Source organism: Humidesulfovibrio idahonensis, from assembly GCF_054657715.1.
The window spans coordinates 204000-225151 of sequence record NZ_BAAHYE010000003.1 but is presented as its reverse complement, the minus strand read 5'-3'; the positions used below and the strand labels follow the sequence as shown (position 1 = coordinate 225151).

The window sequence follows — 21152 nt, the reverse complement described above, 5'->3', positions numbered from 1 at the left end:
GCCCGGCGGAAAAAATAACGCAAGGTAGCGAATCCATGCAACTTAGGCGAATAGCCACCTGGGGTCAATGAAGCACATCACTTGTGCGCGGCGCGCCCGTTGCGCAGCGCGTTCAGAATGTCCGCCCCAAGGGTGATGATGCGGGGGGAGGACCTCTCGTTGTTGACGCTGATGGCCACGGCGATTTTCGTCTGGCGGTCATAGAAATACACGGTCCCGAAGCCGGGAAACGATCCACGCTTGCCCACCAGCGTGATCTCCGGGGCATGGAACGCGAACAGCTCGCAGCCATCGAGCAGGCTGACGCTGAGGTCGTTCTTCGCGCTGCCCGCGGGGGCTTTCCACCCGCCCGGCAGCACAAGGGGCTCAAGCGCTGCACTCTCAAGAACGCTCTTCTTCAGCACGCGGTCCAGGTTGACCAGCCGCACCACATCGCTGGGCGCGGCCTCCAGGTTCCCCGTGCCCTTGGCCACGGCCAGGCTGGCCATCATGGGCAGGTCGAAGCCCCTTCCCGCCGCGTTGGTGTACCCGCAGGAAAGCTGAGGCACCACGGTTTGGTCGTTGCCCGCAAGTAGAGACGTCATTTTCAGCTTTTCCGTAAACGTGCTTCGCACCAGCGTATCGTAGCTTTGGCCGGAGAGCCTTTCGCAGATGACGGCCAGCATGAGAAAGCCGGTGTTGGAATAGGCCTGCTGCGTGCCGGGCCGGAATTGCAGGGGCTGCTCTCCGGCCATGGCGATGAGGATTTCCTGGTTCCAGTTCTTGGCCATGTTGTCGCGCACGGCGGCAAGGCTCAGCATGTCCACTATGCCGGAGCTGTGCTCCAGCAGGTTGCGCACAGTGATGGCCCCGCCATTGGGGAATCCGGGAAAGAACCGCGCGATGGGCGTGTCGTAGGCGATCTTGCCGTCCTCGATATAGCGGTGGATGAGCGCGGCGGTGAAGACCTTGGTCACCGACCCTATCTTGAATCTGGTTCCGGCGGTCATGGGCGTGGCGTTTTCAATGCATGCCGTGCCGAAGGCCGCCGTCACAGGCTCGTCGCCACCCTTTTGCAGCACGGCGATGGACAGGCCGGGAACTTCGGGGTCGGCCGCGGCCTTGGCGCCCAGCTCCGTAATGATCTGGCGCGCCCTTGCCGCGTCAAAGCGGGCTTGGGCGCCCTCCGGCGCCAGGAATACGGAAAGTGCGAGCAAGAAGAAAATTATAGAACGCAGGTTGTTACGCACTTTTGAGGTACTCCTGTATATGTTTTGCGACATTGCCGACAAGACCCGGAGAAAGCATGCCCTGGTGCGTTCCTTCTGTCCAATGCAGGGTGATGTTTTCCGGCTTGAGAAAACGGCTCCAGCCCTGGTAGTCGTCATCCGGAATGATCTGCGGGTTGCTCGCGAAGTCCAGCGCCCGCACCAGCAGAATCTTCATGTCGGAGGGCGTGGGGTGGTCGTAGCGCGCCGCGGCGATGGCGTTGCAGCGGTAAGTCCGCAGCAGGCTGTCCATTTGCGCGGGGGTGAACCCGGAGGGCAGCATCCCTGCGCGCGCGCCGCACTGGATGAGATACGTCAGCTTCTGCGCGCGGGGCAGCGACGACAGCGTCTTCGCGTCGAAAACATCGCCCAAAATGCTCTTGAGCAGGCTGATTTCATCCTGGGTCGCCATCTTCTTGGCCCTGCTGTTGTCGGCGACGGAATCCAGAATCAGCACGCCGCCCGGCCGCTTGCCCATGGCCGCGTAGCGGCAGGCGGTCTCGTATGCCAGCAGCCCGCCGAAGCTCCACCCGCCGAAGACCACGTCCTCGGTCGCGACTTTGAGGATCTCTCCCAGATAGTATTCGGCCAGGTCCTCCACCTGGTGGAGTTCGGTGTTGAGCGCCGTGCGCTCCGGCTGGAAGCCAGCCGCCTCCACCGCATACACCGTGCAGGACTGCGAAAGCATTTGGGCCAGCTGACTGTAGCAGAACACGCTGCCGCCCACGGGATGGAACAAAAAGACGGTGCGGCCCCCTTGGCACTGGCACAGCCTGATCACCGGGCCTGAATGCGTGTTCTTTTTTCCGGCGAGCAGCCCGGCCAGCCCGGCTATGCTCGGATGCGCGAACAGCTCGGTGACGGCTATGTGCGCCCCGAACTGCTTTTCGATCATGGCGGCGAGGCGGATGGCCATGATGCTGTTGCCGCCCAGATGGAAGAAGCTGGCATCGGCGTCCTGCGTCTCGAACCCGAGCAGACGCTTCCACATTCCGGCCAGCTGCTCCTCCAGGGGGCCGGCCAGCCTGCTCCCTCCGGTGGCCCGCTTGTCGGCCAGGGGGGAAGGCAGGGCCTTCTTGTCCACCTTTCTGTTGATGGAGAAGGGCAGCTCCACCATGGGCACGTAATAGGCGGGCACGCAGTACGAGGGCAGCAGTTGCTCAAGGTAGCTGCGCAGCTGGCCCGCTTCGACATTGCCGACCACGTATGCCGCCAGGCTCTTGCCTTCCTCGGCGCGGAAGGTGTCCGCGACGACGACCACCTGCCGCACCCCGGGGAATCCCGCTATGACGTTCTCCACCTCGCCCAGCTCCACGCGGTTGCCGCGGATCTTGACCTGCTGGTCCTCGCGGCCGGAGTAGAACAGCAGGCCGTCTTGCGCGTGGCCGTAGTCGCCGGTCCTGTAACAGGGCCTTCCGTCCGCCTCGACGAAGGCGCCGGGGCTTTCTCCGTTGAGGTACCCGCGCGAGACCCCGTTGCCGGAAATCCACAGCTCGCCGGTGTCGCCGTCCGGCAGCGCTTCGCCTTTTTTGCCGCGGATGGTGACGACGGCGCCTTCAAGGGGGGCGCCGATGGGATAGGCGGAGAATGCGGCGTGGTTGCCGTAATCGATGCGGAACGCGCTGGTGTCCACCGTGCATTCCGTGGGGCCGTACACGTTGAACAGCACCACCTGCCCGTTGCCGGGAATGGAGTAGAACTTGCGGATGGTGTCGGGGCGCAGCACCTCGCCCGCGAGCAGAATCCGCGCAACGGGCAGCGCGAGCCTGCGCTCGAACAGATGGTCCACCAGCACGTTGAAGAACGCCGGCGTCATGTCGCACAGGTCGATGGCGTGCCTGCGCACGCTTTCGCAGAACTGCTCCGGGCTCTTGCGGCCCGCGTCGGACATGATGTGCAGGGGCTTGCCGCAAAACAGCGACACGGCGATCTGCTGTATGGAGGCGTCGAAGGAGAGCGGCGCCACCAGGGCCACGCTCCGGCAGCCATCGGAAAAAGCGCGCAGCGCGCGGATGATGTGCAGCAGGTTGCGGTGCTCGACCACGACGCCCTTGGGCATTCCCGTGGAGCCGCTGGTATAGACGATATACGCTGCCTGCCGCGGTCCGCACGCGGGCAGGGGCCGCTGGGGCAGCGCCCGCGCGTCGGCGATGCCGAAGCGGGTTTGCGCTCCGGGCGTTGCGGGGCGCCGGACCTTGCGTATCGCCACATTGAGGCAATAGCGGGAGAGCTCCTGGTTCTCCAGACCTGGACGGAACACGGAGAACTCAACGGACAGGCCGCATTCCGCCGCCCATTCCGCAAAGAACCGCTCGGGAACGAACAGCTCCGCGCCGGCATCCAGGCGGAGCAGCCCTCCGTTTTCGCCGGTGCGCCGCGCGTGTTCCTTGAGCGCCGCGCGGAAGTCGTCCTTGCGGTCGAGATCGCGCACCGCGCCGACAAAGAGGACCCCGTCGTCCGCAAGCAGGCGCACGGCATGGTCCAGCACGTGCCGCAGGTAGTTGTACCCAGGAAAATATTCCACGACGCCGTTCAGGTTGATGAGGTCGTACCGTTCGCTGGTGAGGAAGCGGATGTCCACGGCCTCCATTTGGTGCATCTTGGGCGCGCAGGGGGAAGGCAGCCACTGCACGCGGTCCAGCTCGTTGCGCGCCAGCTCCACGGTGGTGTAGTGCTCCGCCGTTTTGGCCAGGGCTCTGGCGACAGCGCCGGAGCCGCTCCCGATGTCGAGCACCCTCCTGCGCGGACGCTCCGCGAGCCGCGTCGTGGCGAGAATGTCCGCCGCCATGGCCTCAAGCGCGTCCTCGGGCAGCGCCTTCCCGTCGAACCAGCCTTGCCAGCCCTGGTCGCTGCCGGCCTCGGTCAGGCTCTCCCAGTAGGCCGTGCTCGCAAGGGGGGAGCCTTTTTCCAGAAAACCGCCGCAATCCGGCGCGTCGATGCACAGGATGTGGCTGATGCCCGGATTCCGGTAGCGGAAGTACTCGGCTTCGCGCAGGCATTTGCGGTCCGTGATGATCAGCTTGACGGGCCGCAGCATGATCTCCTGCCGGGTCTGGGAAAGCTCCCGCTCCACCGGCAGGTAGACCGCGCCGGCCCGCAGCACGCCAAAGGCCGCCGCGATATAGGCCGCGCCTCTTTTGCACAAAACGCCCACAGCCGCCTGGTCGCCGTAGTTCCGCGATAGGATGAAGTTCGCCACGGCCGCGGAGAATTCGGCCAGCTCGCCGAAGGTCAGCGTCACGCTATCGTCGCTCAAGGCCACGGCTTCCGGGCGGCGGCCGGCGGCCTCGCGGAACATCTCCTCCATTGTGACCGCGTCCCGGCAGGCCGCCGCAGCCGGGGCCAGCGCCATGCCGGGGGCGTCAATGGCGAAGTCGGACAGTTTCATCAGTCGTTCCCCTTGGCTATTCCACTCAGGAATGTTCCGTAATATCCCAGCCAGTTTCCGGCCGCATCGGCGGAAAGGGCCCGTGTGTCGTGATCCAGGCGCACGCTCATGCCGCTTCCGTGATGCTCCACGCGGCAGGCGAGGTCGTGCGCCGCGTCGAGCCGCACCTCGGCCGAAGGAGACGCCGCGTCCGCGAAGGAGAACGCCGCGCGCAGCAGCGGCCCGCCGGTCGAGGCGTCCTCGGCCTGCGCTTCCGGTCCGGCCTGCGCTCCATGCTCGGCTTGCTCCAGGCGTTCGCTGGTCTGGCGCAGCAGGTCGTCGAACTCCGTGTCGTCGGTGACGGCGAAGCGGACCGGCCCGGCCGGGACAACGTCCACCGCGAAACGCTGCCGCGAGGTGACGCGGCTGAACAGCGCCGCGAAGGTCGCGAGCAGAACCGAGGCCGGGCTCACGCCCTTGCGCGCGGCCACGCGCCGGATGTCCTCGGCCAGCCCGACGCCAAGTTCGCGCCGCACCGAGCCGACGTCGCGCCGTGCCGGGGGCGAATAGGTGAAGGGCACCGGCTCCTCCGCGTCGCCCGTGGTCATAAGCTCCAGAATGCGCGTGAAGTCCTCGGCCATGCGCACCACGTCGGCATGGCTGAACAGGTCCGCGTAGTATTCCAGCGCGAAGCTGATGCCCTCGCCCGTATCGCTGGCGAAGATGGAGAGGTCCGTCTTGCTGGCGTGTTTGTCGAAGTGCAGCGGCTCGAAGAGCAGCGGCTCGCCCGAGGCGAACTCGAAGTTCATGTAGGAGAGGATGACCTCGGACAGCGGCGACCTGTCCAGGCACGCCGGCGGCTGCAGGTCGGCGAGCAGGTTGTTCAGGATGTACCCGCGGTGGCGCAGCGCCTCGTTGCTGGCCTTCTGGGTGTCCTTCAGCAGGGCGCGCAGGGGCGTGCCGCGTTTTGCTTCAAGGCGCAGGGGCAGCAGCGAGGCCAGCATGCCCGCCGTGTTCAGGTGCTCGTCGCGGCCGTCCACGGTGATGGCGATGACGAGATCGTCCTGCCCGGTGTAGGCGTGGGCCAAAAGGCTCCAGGCCGTGAGCGCGATGTGATAGTTGGTCACGCCTTCGCGCCGGGCCAGGCGCTTCATGCCCGCCACCAACTGCGCCGGGAGTGCGAATTCGTGCATGCCGCCGCGGCTGGTGTGCGCCAGCGGCCGCACATGGTCCGAGGGCAGGTCGAGCTTCGGCAGGTCGCCCTTGAAGAGGGCCAGCCAGTACTCCCTGTCTTCCGCGTTGGGCCGCGTGAACTGACGCCAGGCGAAATCCTTCTGCTGGGCGCCGACGGGATCAAGGGGCAGCCCGTGGTAGAGCCGGTAGAGCTCGGCGTTGAGCAGGGAGATGGTCCTGCCGTCTGCAAGGGCGTGGTGGACGTCGTAGAACAGAATGTTTTCGCCTGCGTCCGTCACCAGCAGCCGGACACGGAACCCGGCCTCCCGCTTCAGGTCGAAGGGGGTGATGAAGGATTCCTTGTGCGAAAGGTCCGCGATGCGCGACTCCGCCAGCCGGAACCCCGCGAACGGGTGGATGACCATGTTCGGGTGCGGCGCGTCGAAGTCGCAGAACGTCGTCCGCAGCACCTCGTGGCGCTGCACCAGCACGCCTATGGCCTCCTCCAGCCGCCCCTTGTCCAGGTCGCGCGGCAGCCTCAGGAAGGCCGGGAGGTTGAAGCCGAGGTGTCCTTCGCCCAGCATGTCCGCATAGAGGATGGACAGCTGCTCGCGGCCGACAGGGTACTTGTCCCGCACCGGGGCCGGCTCCAAGTCCGGACGAGCGGGCGCGTCCTTTTCGCGGTCCGCGAGCACCCGGTCCATGAAGCCGCCCAGCGTGTCGCTCTCCAGCAGATCCATGACGCTCGCCTTGACGCCCAGGGCCTGGTCGATGCGGCTGACGATGCGGGTTCCGGCGATGGAGTCGCCGCCCAGCTCGAAGAAATCGTCCTCGCGGGTCAGCGTCGTTTCGTAGCCCAGGCAGTCTCTGAATATTTCGAGCAATTCCGCTTCGATTGATTGGCCGGGCGTTTGCTGCCGCGGCCCGTTTGGCGCGGGGGGCGCGTAGGGCGCAGTTGGGCGGCGCGGCGCGAGATCCTCGCCGGACATGGCGACCACAGCCAGTTCGCTTCCGCTGGCAAGGGTCGCCGCAAGCACGCCTATGGCCTGCTCCGGGGCCAGGGTGAACCCGCCCTTGTCGGCCTGGCGGCGCGCGGCCATGCCCACTCCCGACCAGGTGTTCCAGCAGAGGGCGGCGGCAGGCAGCCCGAGCCCCCGGCGATGCTGCGCGAAGGCGTTCAAGAAGGCGTTGGCCGCAGTGTAGTCGCACTGGCCCGGAGCCCCGGTCAGCGACGTTCTGGACGACGCCAGCACGAAGAACCGCAGAGCGTCGTCGCGGGTCGCCTCGTGCAGGTTCCAGGTTCCGGCCACCTTGGGCGCCAGCACCGCCTCATAGGATTCCCGGCTCTTGGTCAGCAGGTAGCCGTCGCCCTCCACCCCGGCGGCATGGATGACGCCCTGGATGGGGCCGATCTCCCGGCGGATGACCGCAAGGGTCCGGGCCACCTGCGCGGCGTCGGCGACGTCGCAGCGGTAGCAGGCAAAGGGAATGTCCGGGGGCGATGCCGCCCTGCGGTGCAGCAGCGCCACGCGCACTCCGGTTGCGGCGGCAATTTGCCGCGCCAGCGTGAGCCCCATGCCGCCAAGGCCGCCGGTTATCACCACGCACCCGTCCGGCTGGATAGTGGTGGCGGCAGTGGCCGGGGCCGGCAGCGCGGCGAGTTGCCGCACGCGGACGCTTCCGTCCACGTCGATGGCGTACGGCCCGTCGATGCGGCCCAGGCTCTCCATGAACGCGCGCATGACCTTGGGGCCCTGCGAGGCCAGCTCCGCGTAGGCGCAGGAGATGAGCGGCTCCTCCTGCGGCAGGCACAAGAGCGGCCCGAGCAGCAGGGCGTGTTCGGGCGTGGGCGCGTCTCCCCGCAGCGCCCCGTGCCCCACGGCGGTGATGCGCAGGGGGTGCCGCAGCCGGGCCCGGCAAAGTTCCTGAAGCAGGCTGGGGAACGCCCAGGCGGAGTCCTCGGGCGCGGGCAGGTGGACGATGTGCCGGATGTCGCTGCGCAGGATCTCTTGGGCGAGGGCCTGCCGCTGCTCTGGCAGGGGCGGAAGCTCGCGCCGCAGGCTGGCGCGCGCCGCGAGCGCTTCGCCGGGTCCCGTGCCGCCGCGTCCCAGCAGCATGATGCCGCCGTTCTGCGCGGGCGGGGCATGCTGCAAATCGGCCGGAGCCCACTCCAGGGCGTAGAGCACGGGGGACGGCTTCGCCGCCTGCTCCGCGGAATTGGGTCTGGCCTGCCGCAGCGCCAGAAAGGTCAGGTCGTCCATCTCGACCAGCACGTTGCCGGAAAGGTCCGCGATGACGCAGCGCGCCGAAATCATGTCCTGCAGCCTGTGCGTGACGGTCACGTGGGCGAGGATCCGCGCGGGCAGGGGCCGGTGCAGCCGCACCTCGCCGCAGCTGGCCGGAACGAAGCCGTCCGCGCCGTGCAGGGCGAGACTCGCGGCCACGTCGGCCATGGCGGGGTGCCAGCGGAACGAATGCAGGTCGTGGCGGAACGCGTCCGGCAGGGCAATCTGCGCCAGCAGCCTGTCGCCTCCGTCCGCGATCCAGAGCCCCTCGCGGCATTGCCAGCGTTCGCTGACGCTGACGACCTGCGGCCCTCCCTGCGCCTCGAAGGGGTGCAGCCCCTGGCGCAAGGCCGCAAGGTCGAGCGCTTGGGGCGGCTGTGGCGCGTCGGGGCGCACGGTGGCGCTTGCCGCCACATTCCAGGCTCCATCCTGCAAATGATGCAGCTCCAGGGACCGCGCGCCGTCGCGCTCCTGCACGAGGAGGATGGCCCGGCTGCCCGTGGCGAGCGTCACGGGTCTGCGCCAGCGCAGCTTCTCGATGCGCAGCGGCAGCGGGCCCGCGGTCTTGCCGATCAGGTCCAGCATGGCCATGCCGACCAGCGTCGGCACGCCGTTGAGCCTGTGCTCCGCAACGGGCCAGAAGTCGGGCCGGTCGATGGCCACTTGATAGACCTCGCCCGTGGGCGTTTGCGTTGGCCCGGCCACATACTGCGCGGCGAAGCGCGGCCACAGCGGCACGCGGGAAAAGGGCGTGGCGGGCAGATGCAGCCTGTGCAGGGGGCGGCCGTCGGGCCAGTGGAGCGTCCGGCCGCTCAGAAAACCCTCGGCCGCGGCTTCGGCCTCGGCCCGCGAGGCGCAGACGGCCGACGCTCCGGCGGAATCGCGGTCCGTGCGGCCCTGCCGGTCGGCGCATGCGCATGCGACGCAGTCCCCTGCGAGGGCGTCCAGCAATTGCTGCCGGGATTGCGCGACAATGGCGGTGCGGACTTCGAGATGCTCCCTGCCCGCCGCCAGGGTGGCGGCGATGGCGTGCAGGGGCCAGGTTCCGTTGCGGCGCACTGCCTCGCGCAGGCGCTGGCGGTAGCCGCGCAGTCCGGCCTCGTCCGGGGCGGAAAGGGGCACGCAGAACCATGAGCCGTCGTCCGGCGGCAGGGCGGCCTGGGGCTGCTCCGCCAGGACCACATGCGCATTGACCCCGCTGAGGCCGAAGGAGCTGACGCCGCAGCGCCACAGCCTTGCAGCCTCGGGCAGCGGCTCCAGGGTCCGGGGCACCCGCACCGGGGCGGCGGCGAAATCAATGTGCGGATTGGGCTGCTCGAAATGGGGCTGCGGCGGCACAAAGCCCTTTTCGAGGCACAGCACGGCCTTGGCCAGCCCAACGGCTCCGGCCGCGGCGTCGAGGTGCCCCAGGTTGCCCTTCACGGAGCCGATGGGGGCCTTGCGCAGCACCTGCGCCCCCTCTTTGGCGAAGGCCCGGCTCAGGCCCTCGATCTCCACCGGATCGCCGAGGACCGTGGCCGTGCCGTGGGCTTCGAAAAAGCTGATGTCGGCCAGGGAGACGCCGGCGTTGCGCGCCGCCAGCGTGATGACCCCGGCCTGGGCCTGCGGATTGGGCGCGGCCATGCTGGACGACCTGCCGTCCTGGTTGACCGCGCTGCCCGCGATGACGGCGTGGATGGGGTCGTGGTCGCGCAGGGCCTGGTCGAGCAGCTTGAGCACGAACACCGCCGCGCCCTCGCCCGCGCCCACGCCGTCGGCGCCGGCGTCGAACGTCCGCGTCCGGCCGGAGGCTGCCTCGATGGTGAACGTCCTGTCTGCCTTGAGCGGCAGGTCGATGGTGTGGGCTCCGCCCGCCAGGGCCACGCAGCTTTCGCCCAGGCGCAGGCTGGCGCAGGCCTCGTGCACGGCCGTGAGCACAGAGGAGCAGGCGGTGTCGACGGTGGACGCCGGACCGCTCCAGTTCTTGAGGTAGCTCAAGCGCGCCACGACGTTGGAGGGCACGTTCAGCAGGTAGATCTGCTCCGACTGCTCGGGAAAGGCCCGGGTCGCCGCGTCTTGGAACAGCCGGTAGGGGCTCGCGCCCACAAAGGTCCCCACGTTTTTGTCCTTGAGCGCCGCGCCGCCGTAGCCCGCGTCGTCCAGGGCCAGCAGGGCCGTTTCGAGGAACACGCGCTGCCTGGGATCCAGCAGGGCCGCATCGCCGGGCGCGAGGCCGAAGCGCTTGTGGTCGAACGAGGAGATGTCGGAAAGATACGAGGCCTCGCGCAGCCGCGATTCATCGTAGGCGTAGCCCACGGCCTCGAAGATCTGCCGCACCTCGCGCCGGCGCTTTTCCGGCAGCGGCACGTTCTTGTCCGCGCCCAGGGCCAAATCCTCCCAGAAGCGCTCCGTGTCCTCGTAGTCCCCCACGCGCACGGCCATGCCGATGACGGCCACGGGGGCGTTGGGAGCCGCGACGGCGGCGTGCGGCTGCGAGAGCCCCCGCGCCTGCGCGATGAACCGCGCCTGGGCCCGGATGGTGCTCTCGGAGAACAGGCTGGCCAGCGAGAACACGCCCGGCCAGCGCTCCTCCAGCAGGGCGTGCAGCTGCACCAGCAGCAGCGAGTTGCCCCCGGCCTCGAAAAAACCCAGGTCTGCGGCGCGCACGTCCATTTCCGGCATCACCCGCTGCCAAAGGGCGCGCACGGCATCCTGCAGCGCGGATTGCGCAGCCTTGCCGCCGGCCGCGTCGGCCGCGCCCGGTTCGGCGGGCTCATCGGGCGCGAGCGGCACGCCCTTAAGGCGCTTGCGGTCCGCCTTGCCGGACGGGCTCAGGGGGATCTCCTCAACGGTGTGGAACAGCGCGGGAAGCATGTAGTCGGGCAGCAATACGGCCAGAGCGGCCCGGATGCTGCGCACGGACAGGGCGGCGCCGTCCCGTGGCAGCAGGAAGGCCTCCAGCGCGTCGTGCCCGCCGATGCGGCATGCCCGGACCACCGCCTGGGCGACGCCGTGGCAACGGCCCAGCGCCGCCTCCACTTCTCCAAGCTCGATGCGGTAGCCGCGGACCTTGACCTGGTCGTCGTTCCTGCCGAGATATTCGATGCTGCCATCGGGCAGCCAGCGGCCCAGGTCGCCGGTGCGGTACATGCGCCCGCCTGGGGTGGCGGGGTCGGGCACAAAATTCTGGGCCGTCAGCTCTGGCCGGTTCAAGTAGCCCCGGGCCACCTGCACGCCGCTGATCCAGATCTCTCCGGCCACGCCGATGGGCGCCTGCCCCTGCCGCGCATCGAGCACGTGCAGCCCGGTGTTGGCCACCGGCCGGCCGATGGGCACGGCGTGGGACGGCGTCTCAAGGCAGGGCTGCCAGGACACGTCCACTGTGGCCTCGGTGGGGCCGTATAGGTTGTGCAGCTCCGCGCGCAGCAGGGCGTTGAACCGGGAGACGAGCTCCCTGGGCAGCGCCTCGCCGCTGGTGAACACGTAGCGCAGCGAGGAAAGCTTGCGGACATCCTCCGGGCGGGCCTCCAGATGATCCAGAAAGACCCGCAGCATGGAGGGCACAAAGTGGACCACCGTGACGCGGCGCGCATGGACGGTCTCGATGATGCGGGCCGGGTTCTTTTCCCCCTCCGGCTCCAGCAGCGCAAGGCTGGCCCCGCACCACGACCACCAGAACAGCTCCCAGATGGAGACGTCGAAGGTCACGGTGGTTTTTTGGAGCAGCACGTCGTCCGCGCCGATGGGGAACTGGGACTGCATCCACAAGAGCCGGTTGCACAGGCTGCGCTGCTCTATCTGCACGCCCTTGGGCCGGCCCGTGGAGCCGGAGGTGAAGATGACGTACGCCACGTCGTCAGGGGCGATGCCGCCTTTGCCCTTTGCGCATGGGCCTTGCGCCTGCGGCAGGTTGCGCAGGTCCGGGGCGAGCACGCGCTGCCCGCACCCGGAGAAAAGCGCCGCGGACTCCGGCGCGCAGATGACCGTGCAGCGGCCAAGGTCCTCGAAGATGGAGCGCCGGCGCTCCTCCGGCAGGCTGGCGGCCAGGGGCACGTAGATGGCCCCCAGGCGCATCACGGCGAAGACGCAGGCCATCATGTCCAGCGACCGTTCGAAGCAGACCGCGGCGTAATCGCCCCGGGCAAGCCCGCCCGCGGCAAGGTGCTCCGCCAGGGCGGACACCATGGCGTCGAACGCCGCATATGTGCACGAGCGGCCGGAAGGCTCCAGTATGGCTGCGTGGCCGGGCGTTTTGCGGGCCTGTGCAAGGAACCAGCCGTCCGCATCCCGCTCCAGATCGAAGGGGGCGGCCGTGTCGTTGAAGCTCCGCAGCCGCGCAAGCTCCCTTTCGGGAAGGATGTCCAGGCCGGACAGCGGCGCGCCGTCCCGCGCGAGCACAGCCTCCACGAGCGTCGACAGGCGTCCGCACATGTCGCGGACGGTTTCCTTGCGGAAGAGCTCGGCGCAGTATTCCAGGTGCACCTCGAAAACATCGGGCGCGACCTCGCGGAAATAGAAGCTCAGGTCGAACTTGCTCCTGTCGTGGGGCAGGGCGATGGCCCGCATGCGCAGGGGCGGCTGGTCGTAATTCGTCCAGGCTGCGTCCTCCAGCGCCACGAACACGTCGAACAGCGGATTGCGCGAGGGGTCGCGCTCCACGCCGAGGGCGTCGATGATTTTTTCGAAGGGGCAGGACGCAGCGAGGGCGCGCCGCAGCGCGGCGTCCGCCGTGCGCACGAGTTCCGCAAAGTTCCGGTCCGGCTGCACTGGCGTGCGGAGGACCAGGGTGTTGACGAACAGGCCGATCATGTTGCCGGTTTGGTCCAGCCCGCGGTTGGCCGCGGGGCAGCCCAACAGCATGTCCTCCTGCCCGGTGTGGCGGTGCAGAAAGGCGCTGACGAGCGCCACCAGCACCGGGAATAACGTCACGCCCGCGCCGCGCGCATAGTCCTTCAGCCTTTCTCCCTGGCCGCGCTCCAGCCGGAACACCTCCACCCCGCCGGAAAAGCTCTGCATGGCAGGCCTGGGAAAGTCGAGGGGCAGGCGCAGCCGCTCCGGCAAAGGCAGCAGGGCGTCCTTCAGGGCGTCGATTCCGGCGGGCTCCTGCTGGCGCTCCCACGCGGCGTAGCTCAGGTAGTCGAGGTCAAGGGCGGGCCACGCCGGCGCGGCTTTGCGCAGCACGGCGTCATAGGCCTGGTTGAGCTCGCGGACGAAGATCTCCGCCGACCAGCCGTCGAACACGATATGGTGCGCGCTGAACAGCAAGACCGGGCCGTTGTCCGGTTCGTTGAACAGTGCGACACGGACCAGCGGATTGTCGAAGCCGAAGGCCATCGGCGCGGGGCGAAGCTCCAGCTCCGTGCAGGGGCCGTCGTGGCATTCAAGCTTCAAACCGCCCGGCGGAACGAGCCGCTGCACCGGCTTCTGCGCGGAAACGCGCAACCGCAGCGCGTCGTGCCGGGTTTCGAGCAGCAGCAGCGCCTGTTGCAGCGCGCCCTTGTCCACAGGCGCGCCCAGCCGGGCGGCGAAGGGTATCTGGTAGACGGTGGAGTCCTGGTGGAGGCGCTGCAAAAACCAGATGCGCTGCTGGCTTGCGGAGAGCTTGTGCTCCCCCTCCTGCGGAACGCGCGGAATGCGGACCGCCGGGGCCGAGGCGGAGCGGATGCGCGCCGCGAGCTTGCGGGGGCTCGGGTTGGCGAGAACGTCGTCGATGCCGAGCTTGACGGACAGGCGCTTGCCCACCTGCGCCATGACGCTCATGACGGAGAGGCTGTGCCCGCCCAGCAGGAAGAAATCCGCATCGGGCGAAGGATCGGGATAGCCGAGCACGGCGGCGTATATCTCGCGGACCACGTCCACCACGGCGGACTCGCTGTCTGCGGGCATCCGCGGCTCCGCCTGGGCCGGGGGCTCGTTCCGGTCCTGCCGCGCAGGGGCAAGCGGGGCGGAAACGGCCGGTGCGCCGGGGCCCGCGGCTGCGGCTTCCACCTCCCGGCAGGAGACCTGCCCGTCCTGCGTCGCCGCGCGCATGGCGGCGAGCAGCCTGTCCTGCAGCCCGGCCACCCGGGCGGAATCCAGGGCGGCGGGGTCGTACAGGAAGCGCAGCTGCAGCTTTTCTCCGGGAATGACCGTGATGCCGAGCGGGTACGGAATCTTTTCGTGGCCCCGGACGCTCTGAAGCCGTGGCCCGCCGTCGCCGAAGGGCATCTCGAAGGGATAGTTCTCAAAGACCATGAGATGGTCCAGCAGGTTCCTGCCGATGACCGCAAGAGGCAGATAGCCGTGCCGCATCTGCTGCAGGCTTTGCTCCTTCACGTCGGCCAGCAGCTCACCCAGGGAACTCGCCTCGGTCCAGCGCGCCCGCAGGGGCAGCGTCTGGATGAACAGCCCCACGGCCCGGTCCATGCCGGTCAGCTCGGCGGGGCGCCCGGAAGCCACGATGCCGAACACGACATCTCTTTGGCCGCCGTTCTCCGCGCCGAGGACGAACGCCCAGAGCGTTTGCAGCAAGACGGACAGGGTGACCGCGTGCGAGGTGGCGGCCGCGGCAAGCCGGTCGCTCAGCCCGGCATCCAGGGTCAGCGTCAGCGTTTCCGGGTCTGTTCCGCCGGGCGTTGCCGGCGTTTTGGCCACCCCCGTCATGGTGGCGAAGCCCTCCAGCAGCGAGGCCCAGTAGGCTTTGGCGGCCGGTTCGTCGAACCGGGAGCGCCACCGCTCGTATTCCGCAAGGGGAAAGGGCGCGGGAAGCGGCCTGGCGGGGCGGCCGGACAGGGCGTTGAACCTGGCGGAAAGCTCCTGCAGCAATATTCCGATGCACCATCCGTCCATGAGCAGATGGTGGAAGCACCAGCTCAGCACGACTGTGCCGCTGTCGATGCGGAAGAACTGCGCGCGCAGCAACGGCCCCCGGTCCAGGTCGAACCCCTTGCCGCGCTGGGCCAGCAGCAATGCGGCGGCCTCCGCGCGCGCGGCGTCTTGCGGCAGATGCGAAAGGTCGTGGTACTGTGTGCTCGTTCTGCCCTGGCGCAGAACCACGCGGTAGAATTCTCCGTTGTAGGGCATGGGGAACAGCGAACGCAGGCTCTCGTGCCGGGCGGCCACGTCGTTCCAGGCCTTCACGAGCAGGAATTCGTCGATGTCGCCGCTGAACTCGAATTCGATCTGCTGCGTGTAGACGCCGTTGTCGGCCGCAAGGTGCTGGTAGAGCATCGGCTCGTGGCAGGGCCCCGGGAGCTCCACCCGCTCGATGGCCTCGGCCGGGCACTGGCAGGCCGCGCGGATTGCGGCAAGCACATCTTCCGCAAGGGGCGGGCGGTAGGCGGGCAGCGTGCGCAGCGCCCCGGCCCAGCCCTCCAGCAGCCCGGAAACCCACGGTGCGGGCAGCACGCGGGGATCATGATAGGCCAGCAGCCACAGGTCGCCGGCCTCATCGAACCAGGAGGTCAGGTCCAGGGGGCAATCCGGCTCGAAGTCCGGGTGCACCATCTCCGGAATGTCCCCCGGAGCCGCCAGCGAAAGCTGCGCCAGCACGTCGCCCCCGGTCTTTTCGCCAAAGGCCCCGAAGTAGTTGAACCCTATCTGGGAGCGCAGGGCGAAGCGCTCCGGATCGCGTTCCCGCAGGTAGCCGAAGGCGTTGCACGCAAGGGGGGTGAAGGCGTCGCGCACAAAGGCGCGCACGGGCTCGTCCGCCTCTGCGCAGGTGGCCGCCGGAGCCAGCGGCATGGGGCACTCGGCCGTGAACCAGCCCAGGCTGCGGCTCATGTCCATGCCCGGAAGCAGCGTGTCGCGTCCGTGGCTTTTCAGGGTCAGAAGGATGGGCTCGCACTGCCCCGCGCCGCGCAGGGCGACGGCCAAGGCCGAGAGCAGGTCGGTGAAAACGGAGGACGAGAGGTCGGCCCGGAAGCCCTGCACCCGCACCCGCATGGTCGCCAGGGCGGACTGCGCGGCCTTGGCGCCAGTGAAGGCGGCGGGCGGCACGGACAGGCGCGCGGCGGGCGCGCCGCAGACGGACTCCCAGAGCAGCTCCTGCGCCCGCGTCGGAAACTCTCCCGCATCCACAAGCCGCTGCGTTTCCACGGCCCGGGTGGCCAGGCCGCAGTCTTCTCCGCTGGGCTCGCCGCGCAGAAACCTCGCCAAGTCTCCATGCAGAATGTCCAGAGAGAGCACGTCAAGGGTCAGGTGGTGCCCCACCACGGCGAGGATGCGCTCGGTGCCGATTGTGGCCAGCCCCGCGACCATGGTCCGCCCCGATTCCGGATCCACCTTCGGGGCAAGGTCGCGGGCCATGGCGCGCAACACGTCGGCGCGCGGCATGTCGGCCGGGAAGCTCAGGCGCGCCAGGGTCGGCTCCTGCCGCTGTTCAAGCATCACGGCCCCAGCCGGAGAAAAGGCCAGGCCCAGGGCCTGGAAGCGCCGCGGCAGGGCCTTGAGCCAAGCCTCCACCGCCGTGACCGGCACTGCGGATCCCAGCTGAAGCGGCAGAATCATGTGGAAAATCTTCCAATGCGCCGGGTGGTTCCGCAGCAGCGCGCTTTGCACGGGGAGCAGCGGCACAGCCTGGCCCGCAATGACCGGGGCGTAGGCGGCACCGCCGCCGGGCCGGACCATGTCGTCGCGTTCCATCAGGGCGCAGAGGTCCGCAAAGCCGGGAGTGCGCAGAAAATCCGGCGCGGACAGGGCCGTTATTCCGTTCCTGTGCAATATCCCCGTGATCTGGATGGCCTTGATGGAGTCGCCGCCGGCCCGGAAGAAGTCGTCATGTTCCCCGGCTTCTACGCGCAGAATCTCGGCCCAGGCGTCGGCCAGAACTTGGCGCGGGCTGCGCGGGCCGGCAAACCCGGCATGGGCGGGCGCGGCAAGCGCGGAGTCCTCGGCGCAGTCTGCGGGGCCTTCCGCGAGATCATGCAGGAGCTCCTCAAGAAACGCAGCGCCATCGGGGATGAACCCCGCGTCGTGCTCCAGGGTGATGCGGGGCTCGGCTCCGGTTTCCAGCGTGAAGCTGCCGGTGAACTTGCTGGCCCGGAGCGTGGGCGCCAGGCTGTGGAGGGACAGCCCCCCCTGGCAAAGGGACTCCGTGCGCGCGTGGGTGGCCAGAAAGTCCGGCACGGCCGGGGCGTCGCAGTAGCGGCTGTGCGCTATGGCCTCCCGCAGTCGGCCCGCCGCCGCTCCGGCGGCCGCGGCGGCATCCTCCTCCGCCTTTAGCCGCAGGGCCACTGTGTTCACGTAGAACCCCGCCGTGCGGAACTCCTCGCGGGTCTCGCGCAGGCCAACGGGCACGCCCAGGAGCAGCTCCCGGCGGCCGAGCTTGCGGCAAAGAAAGCGGGCCAGCAGCGCGGCGAAGCAGGCCAGGGCCGTTGCGCCGGACTGCCGGGCGACCTGATCGAGCCGGGCGACGACCTCTGGCGGCACGGGAGCGCTCGCCATGGCGCCCTTGCGCGCCGTTGCGGGATTGACGGACGGAACAGGCGGGGAGAACACATCCCGCCAATAGCGCGCATCCGCCCGGTAGGACTCCGACCGCAGGTAGTCCTCCTCCCTGCGGCAGAACTCCGCCTGCGTGGCCAGCGATCCTTTGTCCGGCTGCCTGCCGTCCAGGTATTCCAGGGCGTTCTTGAGCACCAGTTGCAGGGTTTCGCCGTCGCCGGCGATGTGATGCGCCAGCACGAGCACCTGCATGCGGTCCGCCAGCTTGGCCACGGCCAGACGCACGGGCGGCTCCTTGCGCAGGTCGAACGGCGTGTGGATCAGTTCGTCGAAATGCGCCATGGCCGCGTCCGCGTCCGCGAATTCCACGGTGGTCAGCGGGATGGCGGCGTCTTCGCGGCGGACGAAATGCGGGGCGTCGATGTCTCCGCCGATGGTGCAGCAAAAGAGCTCCTGGTCGCCCATGGCCCGGCGCAGGGCCGCAACGAAGCGCTCCGCGGCCTCGCCCCGCACCTCAAGCAGCAGGGGCATGTTGTAGTCTATGGTGTCCCCGTTGGCCTGCTGGTAGGCCCAGACGCGATACTGGGTGCGGCTCAGGGGCGCGGTGGAGAGACGCCTGGGGGCGGCCTTTTGCGGGCTTTTGCCCAGCAGGGCTTCGACATCGTGGAGATTCTGGCAGGCGACGAAGTGCCTGAAGGCCATGTCGACGGCATAGGTCTTGCGGATCTCGTGCAGCAGCGACATGGCCTTCAGGCTGTCGCCGCCCTGTTCGAAGAAGTTGGCCGAGGGATCGCAAGGACCGCCGAGGGCCCGCTCGCAGGCCTCGCGCAGCCGCGGGTCGAGGGCGCGCTCCTGATCTTTTGCCTGTGCCGGTTTCTGGGCGATGCGCAGCAGCTCCTCGCGGTCGATCTTGCCTGTGCGGGTGACGGGCATGGACGCGAGCACGTGCCAGGACGACGGAATCATGTAGGTGGGCAGATTGGTCCTGCTCCAGGCGGCCATGGCCTCCAGCGTGGTTTCGGGCCGCAAGAGAAGAAACGCCGCGAGCATCGGCTGGCCGGAGGCGTCCTTCATGGCGAGGACGGCCGCCTGGCGCACGCCCTCGCAGTTTTCCAGCAGGTGCGTTACCTCGCCAAGCTCCACGCGGTTGCCCCGGATCTTTACCTGGTCGTCGGCGCGGCCGACGAGAATCAGCTCGCCCGACGCGGACCAAAGGGCCAGATCGCCGGTGGCGTAGCCCTTCAGGCCATCCATGCCGGGCAGGGGGCGGAAGCGTTGCCGCGAAAGCGCCGCGTTTCCGTGGTAGCCCAGAGCCACGCTCGCCCCGCCTATCCACAGCTCGCCGACCATGCCCGCGGGCCGTGGCCTGCCGGCCTGGTCCGCTATGCGCGCCACGGCGTTGGGAATGGGCCGCCCGGAGCTGATGGGCAGGGTTTCCTCCGCCGAAACGCGCTTTATCGAGGCGCAGACGCAGGTCTCCGTGGGGCCGTAGGCGTTGAAGTAGCGCAACGCGCCCGCATAGTGCAGGGCATCTGCGGCCACGGGGGCTTCTCCGGCCGTGATGAGCACGCGCAGGGTCGGGAAGGGCTCCCGTTCGAACAGGCGCAGGTACGACGGCGGGAAGGTGACCGCGGTGACGCCGTTTTCCGTCATGTATTGCCGGAGCGACCAGGGCGCGTTGCGGCTTTCATCGCTCACCGGGCACAGGCAGGCGCCCGCGAAAAGGGCCATGAACATTTCCGAGAGGGACGCGTCGAAGATCGGCGGCGCGAACTGCAGCACGCGGTCCTCCGGCCCCATTCCGAAAACCTCGATCTGGCCCTGGATCATGTTCACGAAACCGCCGTGCGGCGCAAGAACGCCCTTGGGCTTGCCCGTGGAGCCGGAAGTGTAGATGAGGTAGGCGGCGTCTTCGGGGGCGGGTCCCTGCGGCAGTTCCGCAAGACTTGCGTCGGCGTGGGCGGGTGCGCCCGAGTCGAGCGTCAGCGCCGCGCCGGAATCGGCCAGGATGTAGGCGATGCGCTCGGCTGGGGCCTTGGGGTCAACGGGCAGGTACACCGCGCCCAGGCGCTGTATCCCCAGCACTATTTCCGGCAGGTGGAGCGTGCGCCGGGCCAGAACGGCGACCACGCCGCCCTTGCCCACGCCGCGCGCGGCCAGCCACGAGGCGCAGCGCAGGGAGTTCTCCCGCAGCTCGCCGTAGGTGAGCCGCGTCCCGTGCTCGTCGCGCACGGCCTCGCGCTGGGCGAAGGCGAGAACCTTTTCGTCGAAGAGCGCGGGCATGGACGCCACGGCATAGGACCGGGCCTCGCCCGGCTCCCAGCGGCCAAGCTCCTCCTTTTCCTCGTCGAGCAGATAGTCCAGCTCCGGCAGCTCGGTTCCCGCCGCCAGTTGGCGGATCAGCAGCTCCAGGCGCTTGACGTAGCGCTCCACGTCCCGCTCGGAGAGATGGTTGCGGCTGCTGCGCACGATCATGGCGTACTGCTGCGTCAGGCATTCCTCCATGACGAGGGCTCCGAGCAGCACCGGCTCCTTTTCGCTGTGGTTCTGGTCGATGTCGATGATGCGGAATTCCTCGGGGCCGAGGGGCCTGCCGGGAAGATAGTTGATGAACGTGTCGCCGATGTGCGCGAAATTTTTGTGGGGCAGCTGGCGCATGGCCGCCTGAAACGGCGTGCGCACATGGCGGAAGAAGTTCGCGCTTTGCAGGGCCACGTCCGCCAGCAGTTCGCCGAAGGTTGCGTGCCTGCGCAGTTCGAGCAGAACGGACGGCAGGGCTATGTAGGTTCCCTGGCGTTTGCTGCGGGCCTTGCGCTCCCCAAAGGCGATGGGGGTCTGGATGACGATGTCCTTCTCGTCGCACATGAAGGACACGGCCAGCGCGTGCAGGGCCGTGAACACCGTGGCGATGCTTGCGTTCTGCCGCTTGATGAGTTCGTCGATCCCGCGCGAGGCGGTTTCGGAGAGGACGTACTTCTTGTGCCGCGAGCACCCCAGCACGTCCGGGCAGCCGGGCCTGGCGCGGAAGATGCGCCGCTCGGGCAGCCGCTCCAGGTGCTCTTTCCAGAAGGCGATGTCCTTGACGAAGCGCTGCGACTGGCGGTGGGCCTCCTCGGCTTCGTAAAGCTGCCGGGCCGAGGGCGGCTCCGGGGCGGTGGGGGTCTCTCCGCGCGCAAGGGCCCCGTAAAGATCGAGCAGGAACCCGATGTGGAAGAAATAGCCGAGGCCGTCGAGGTAGAGATGGGAGCACTTGGCCAGAAACAGGCTTTGCTCCGCGCCCGTGCGGATGAGCGCATAGCGCAGGGAGCGGGTCTCGACCGGCTCCTCCATGAACGCATCGTAAAAGCGCTTGAGGGTGGCGTCCGCGTCCGGGTCGTTCCGCACGTCCAGAAACCTCAGGTCGATGTCCTCGGCCGCAGCGCCCATCACGAAGTGGGGCTCGTCCACGTCCAGACGCAGGGCGGCCCCCAGGAGCGGCGTGTACCGGAACGCCAGGCGGATGGCTTCGCGCAGGATCTCCGGCGAGACGGCGTTGCCGACGAGGAACCGGCCCCGGATGGAGACCTCGGCGTAATCCGTCAGCGACGTCTGGCAGGCGAGCCAGAGTTCTCTCTGGCCACTGGTGAGGGGAACTTTTTCCTGGAACTCGTCATCGGGCGCGGCGTCATTCATGACCGG

The 21152-nt window shown here is 68.5% G+C and carries 3 protein-coding genes; all 3 read right to left on the bottom strand.

Annotated elements, in window-relative coordinates; all coding sequences use genetic code 11:
- Positions 1-77: 77 nt before the first annotated feature.
- Genes ACYQ4W_RS07615 through ACYQ4W_RS07605 form a run of 3 tightly spaced genes read right to left on the bottom strand, consistent with a single transcriptional unit; the run spans position 78 to position 21146 of the window.
- The gene (locus ACYQ4W_RS07615) at positions 78-1196 is read right to left on the bottom strand and encodes a serine hydrolase domain-containing protein (protein WP_459854850.1); all 1119 of its coding nucleotides are present in this window, start codon (positions 1194-1196) and stop codon (positions 78-80) included.
- Positions 1197-1221: 25 nt separating this feature from the next.
- Positions 1222-4635 carry an alpha/beta fold hydrolase gene (locus ACYQ4W_RS07610; RefSeq protein ID WP_459854847.1) on the bottom strand — a complete coding sequence of 1138 codons (3414 nt, stop codon included), beginning with the start codon at positions 4633-4635 and terminating at the stop codon, positions 1222-1224.
- Positions 4635-21146, bottom strand: coding sequence for an amino acid adenylation domain-containing protein (locus ACYQ4W_RS07605; protein WP_459854844.1), 16512 nt, complete (start codon positions 21144-21146; stop codon positions 4635-4637). The genes ACYQ4W_RS07610 and ACYQ4W_RS07605 overlap by 1 nt, the downstream gene beginning before the upstream one ends.
- Between the last annotated feature and the right edge of the window lie 6 nt (positions 21147-21152).

Coding starts and splice junctions, on each gene's coding strand:
- ACYQ4W_RS07610 (WP_459854847.1), bottom strand. CDS start 4,635: ATGAAACTGTCCGACTTCGCCATTGACGCCCCCGGCATGGCGCTGGCC.
- ACYQ4W_RS07605 (WP_459854844.1), bottom strand. CDS start 21,146: ATGAATGACGCCGCGCCCGATGACGAGTTCCAGGAAAAAGTTCCCCTC.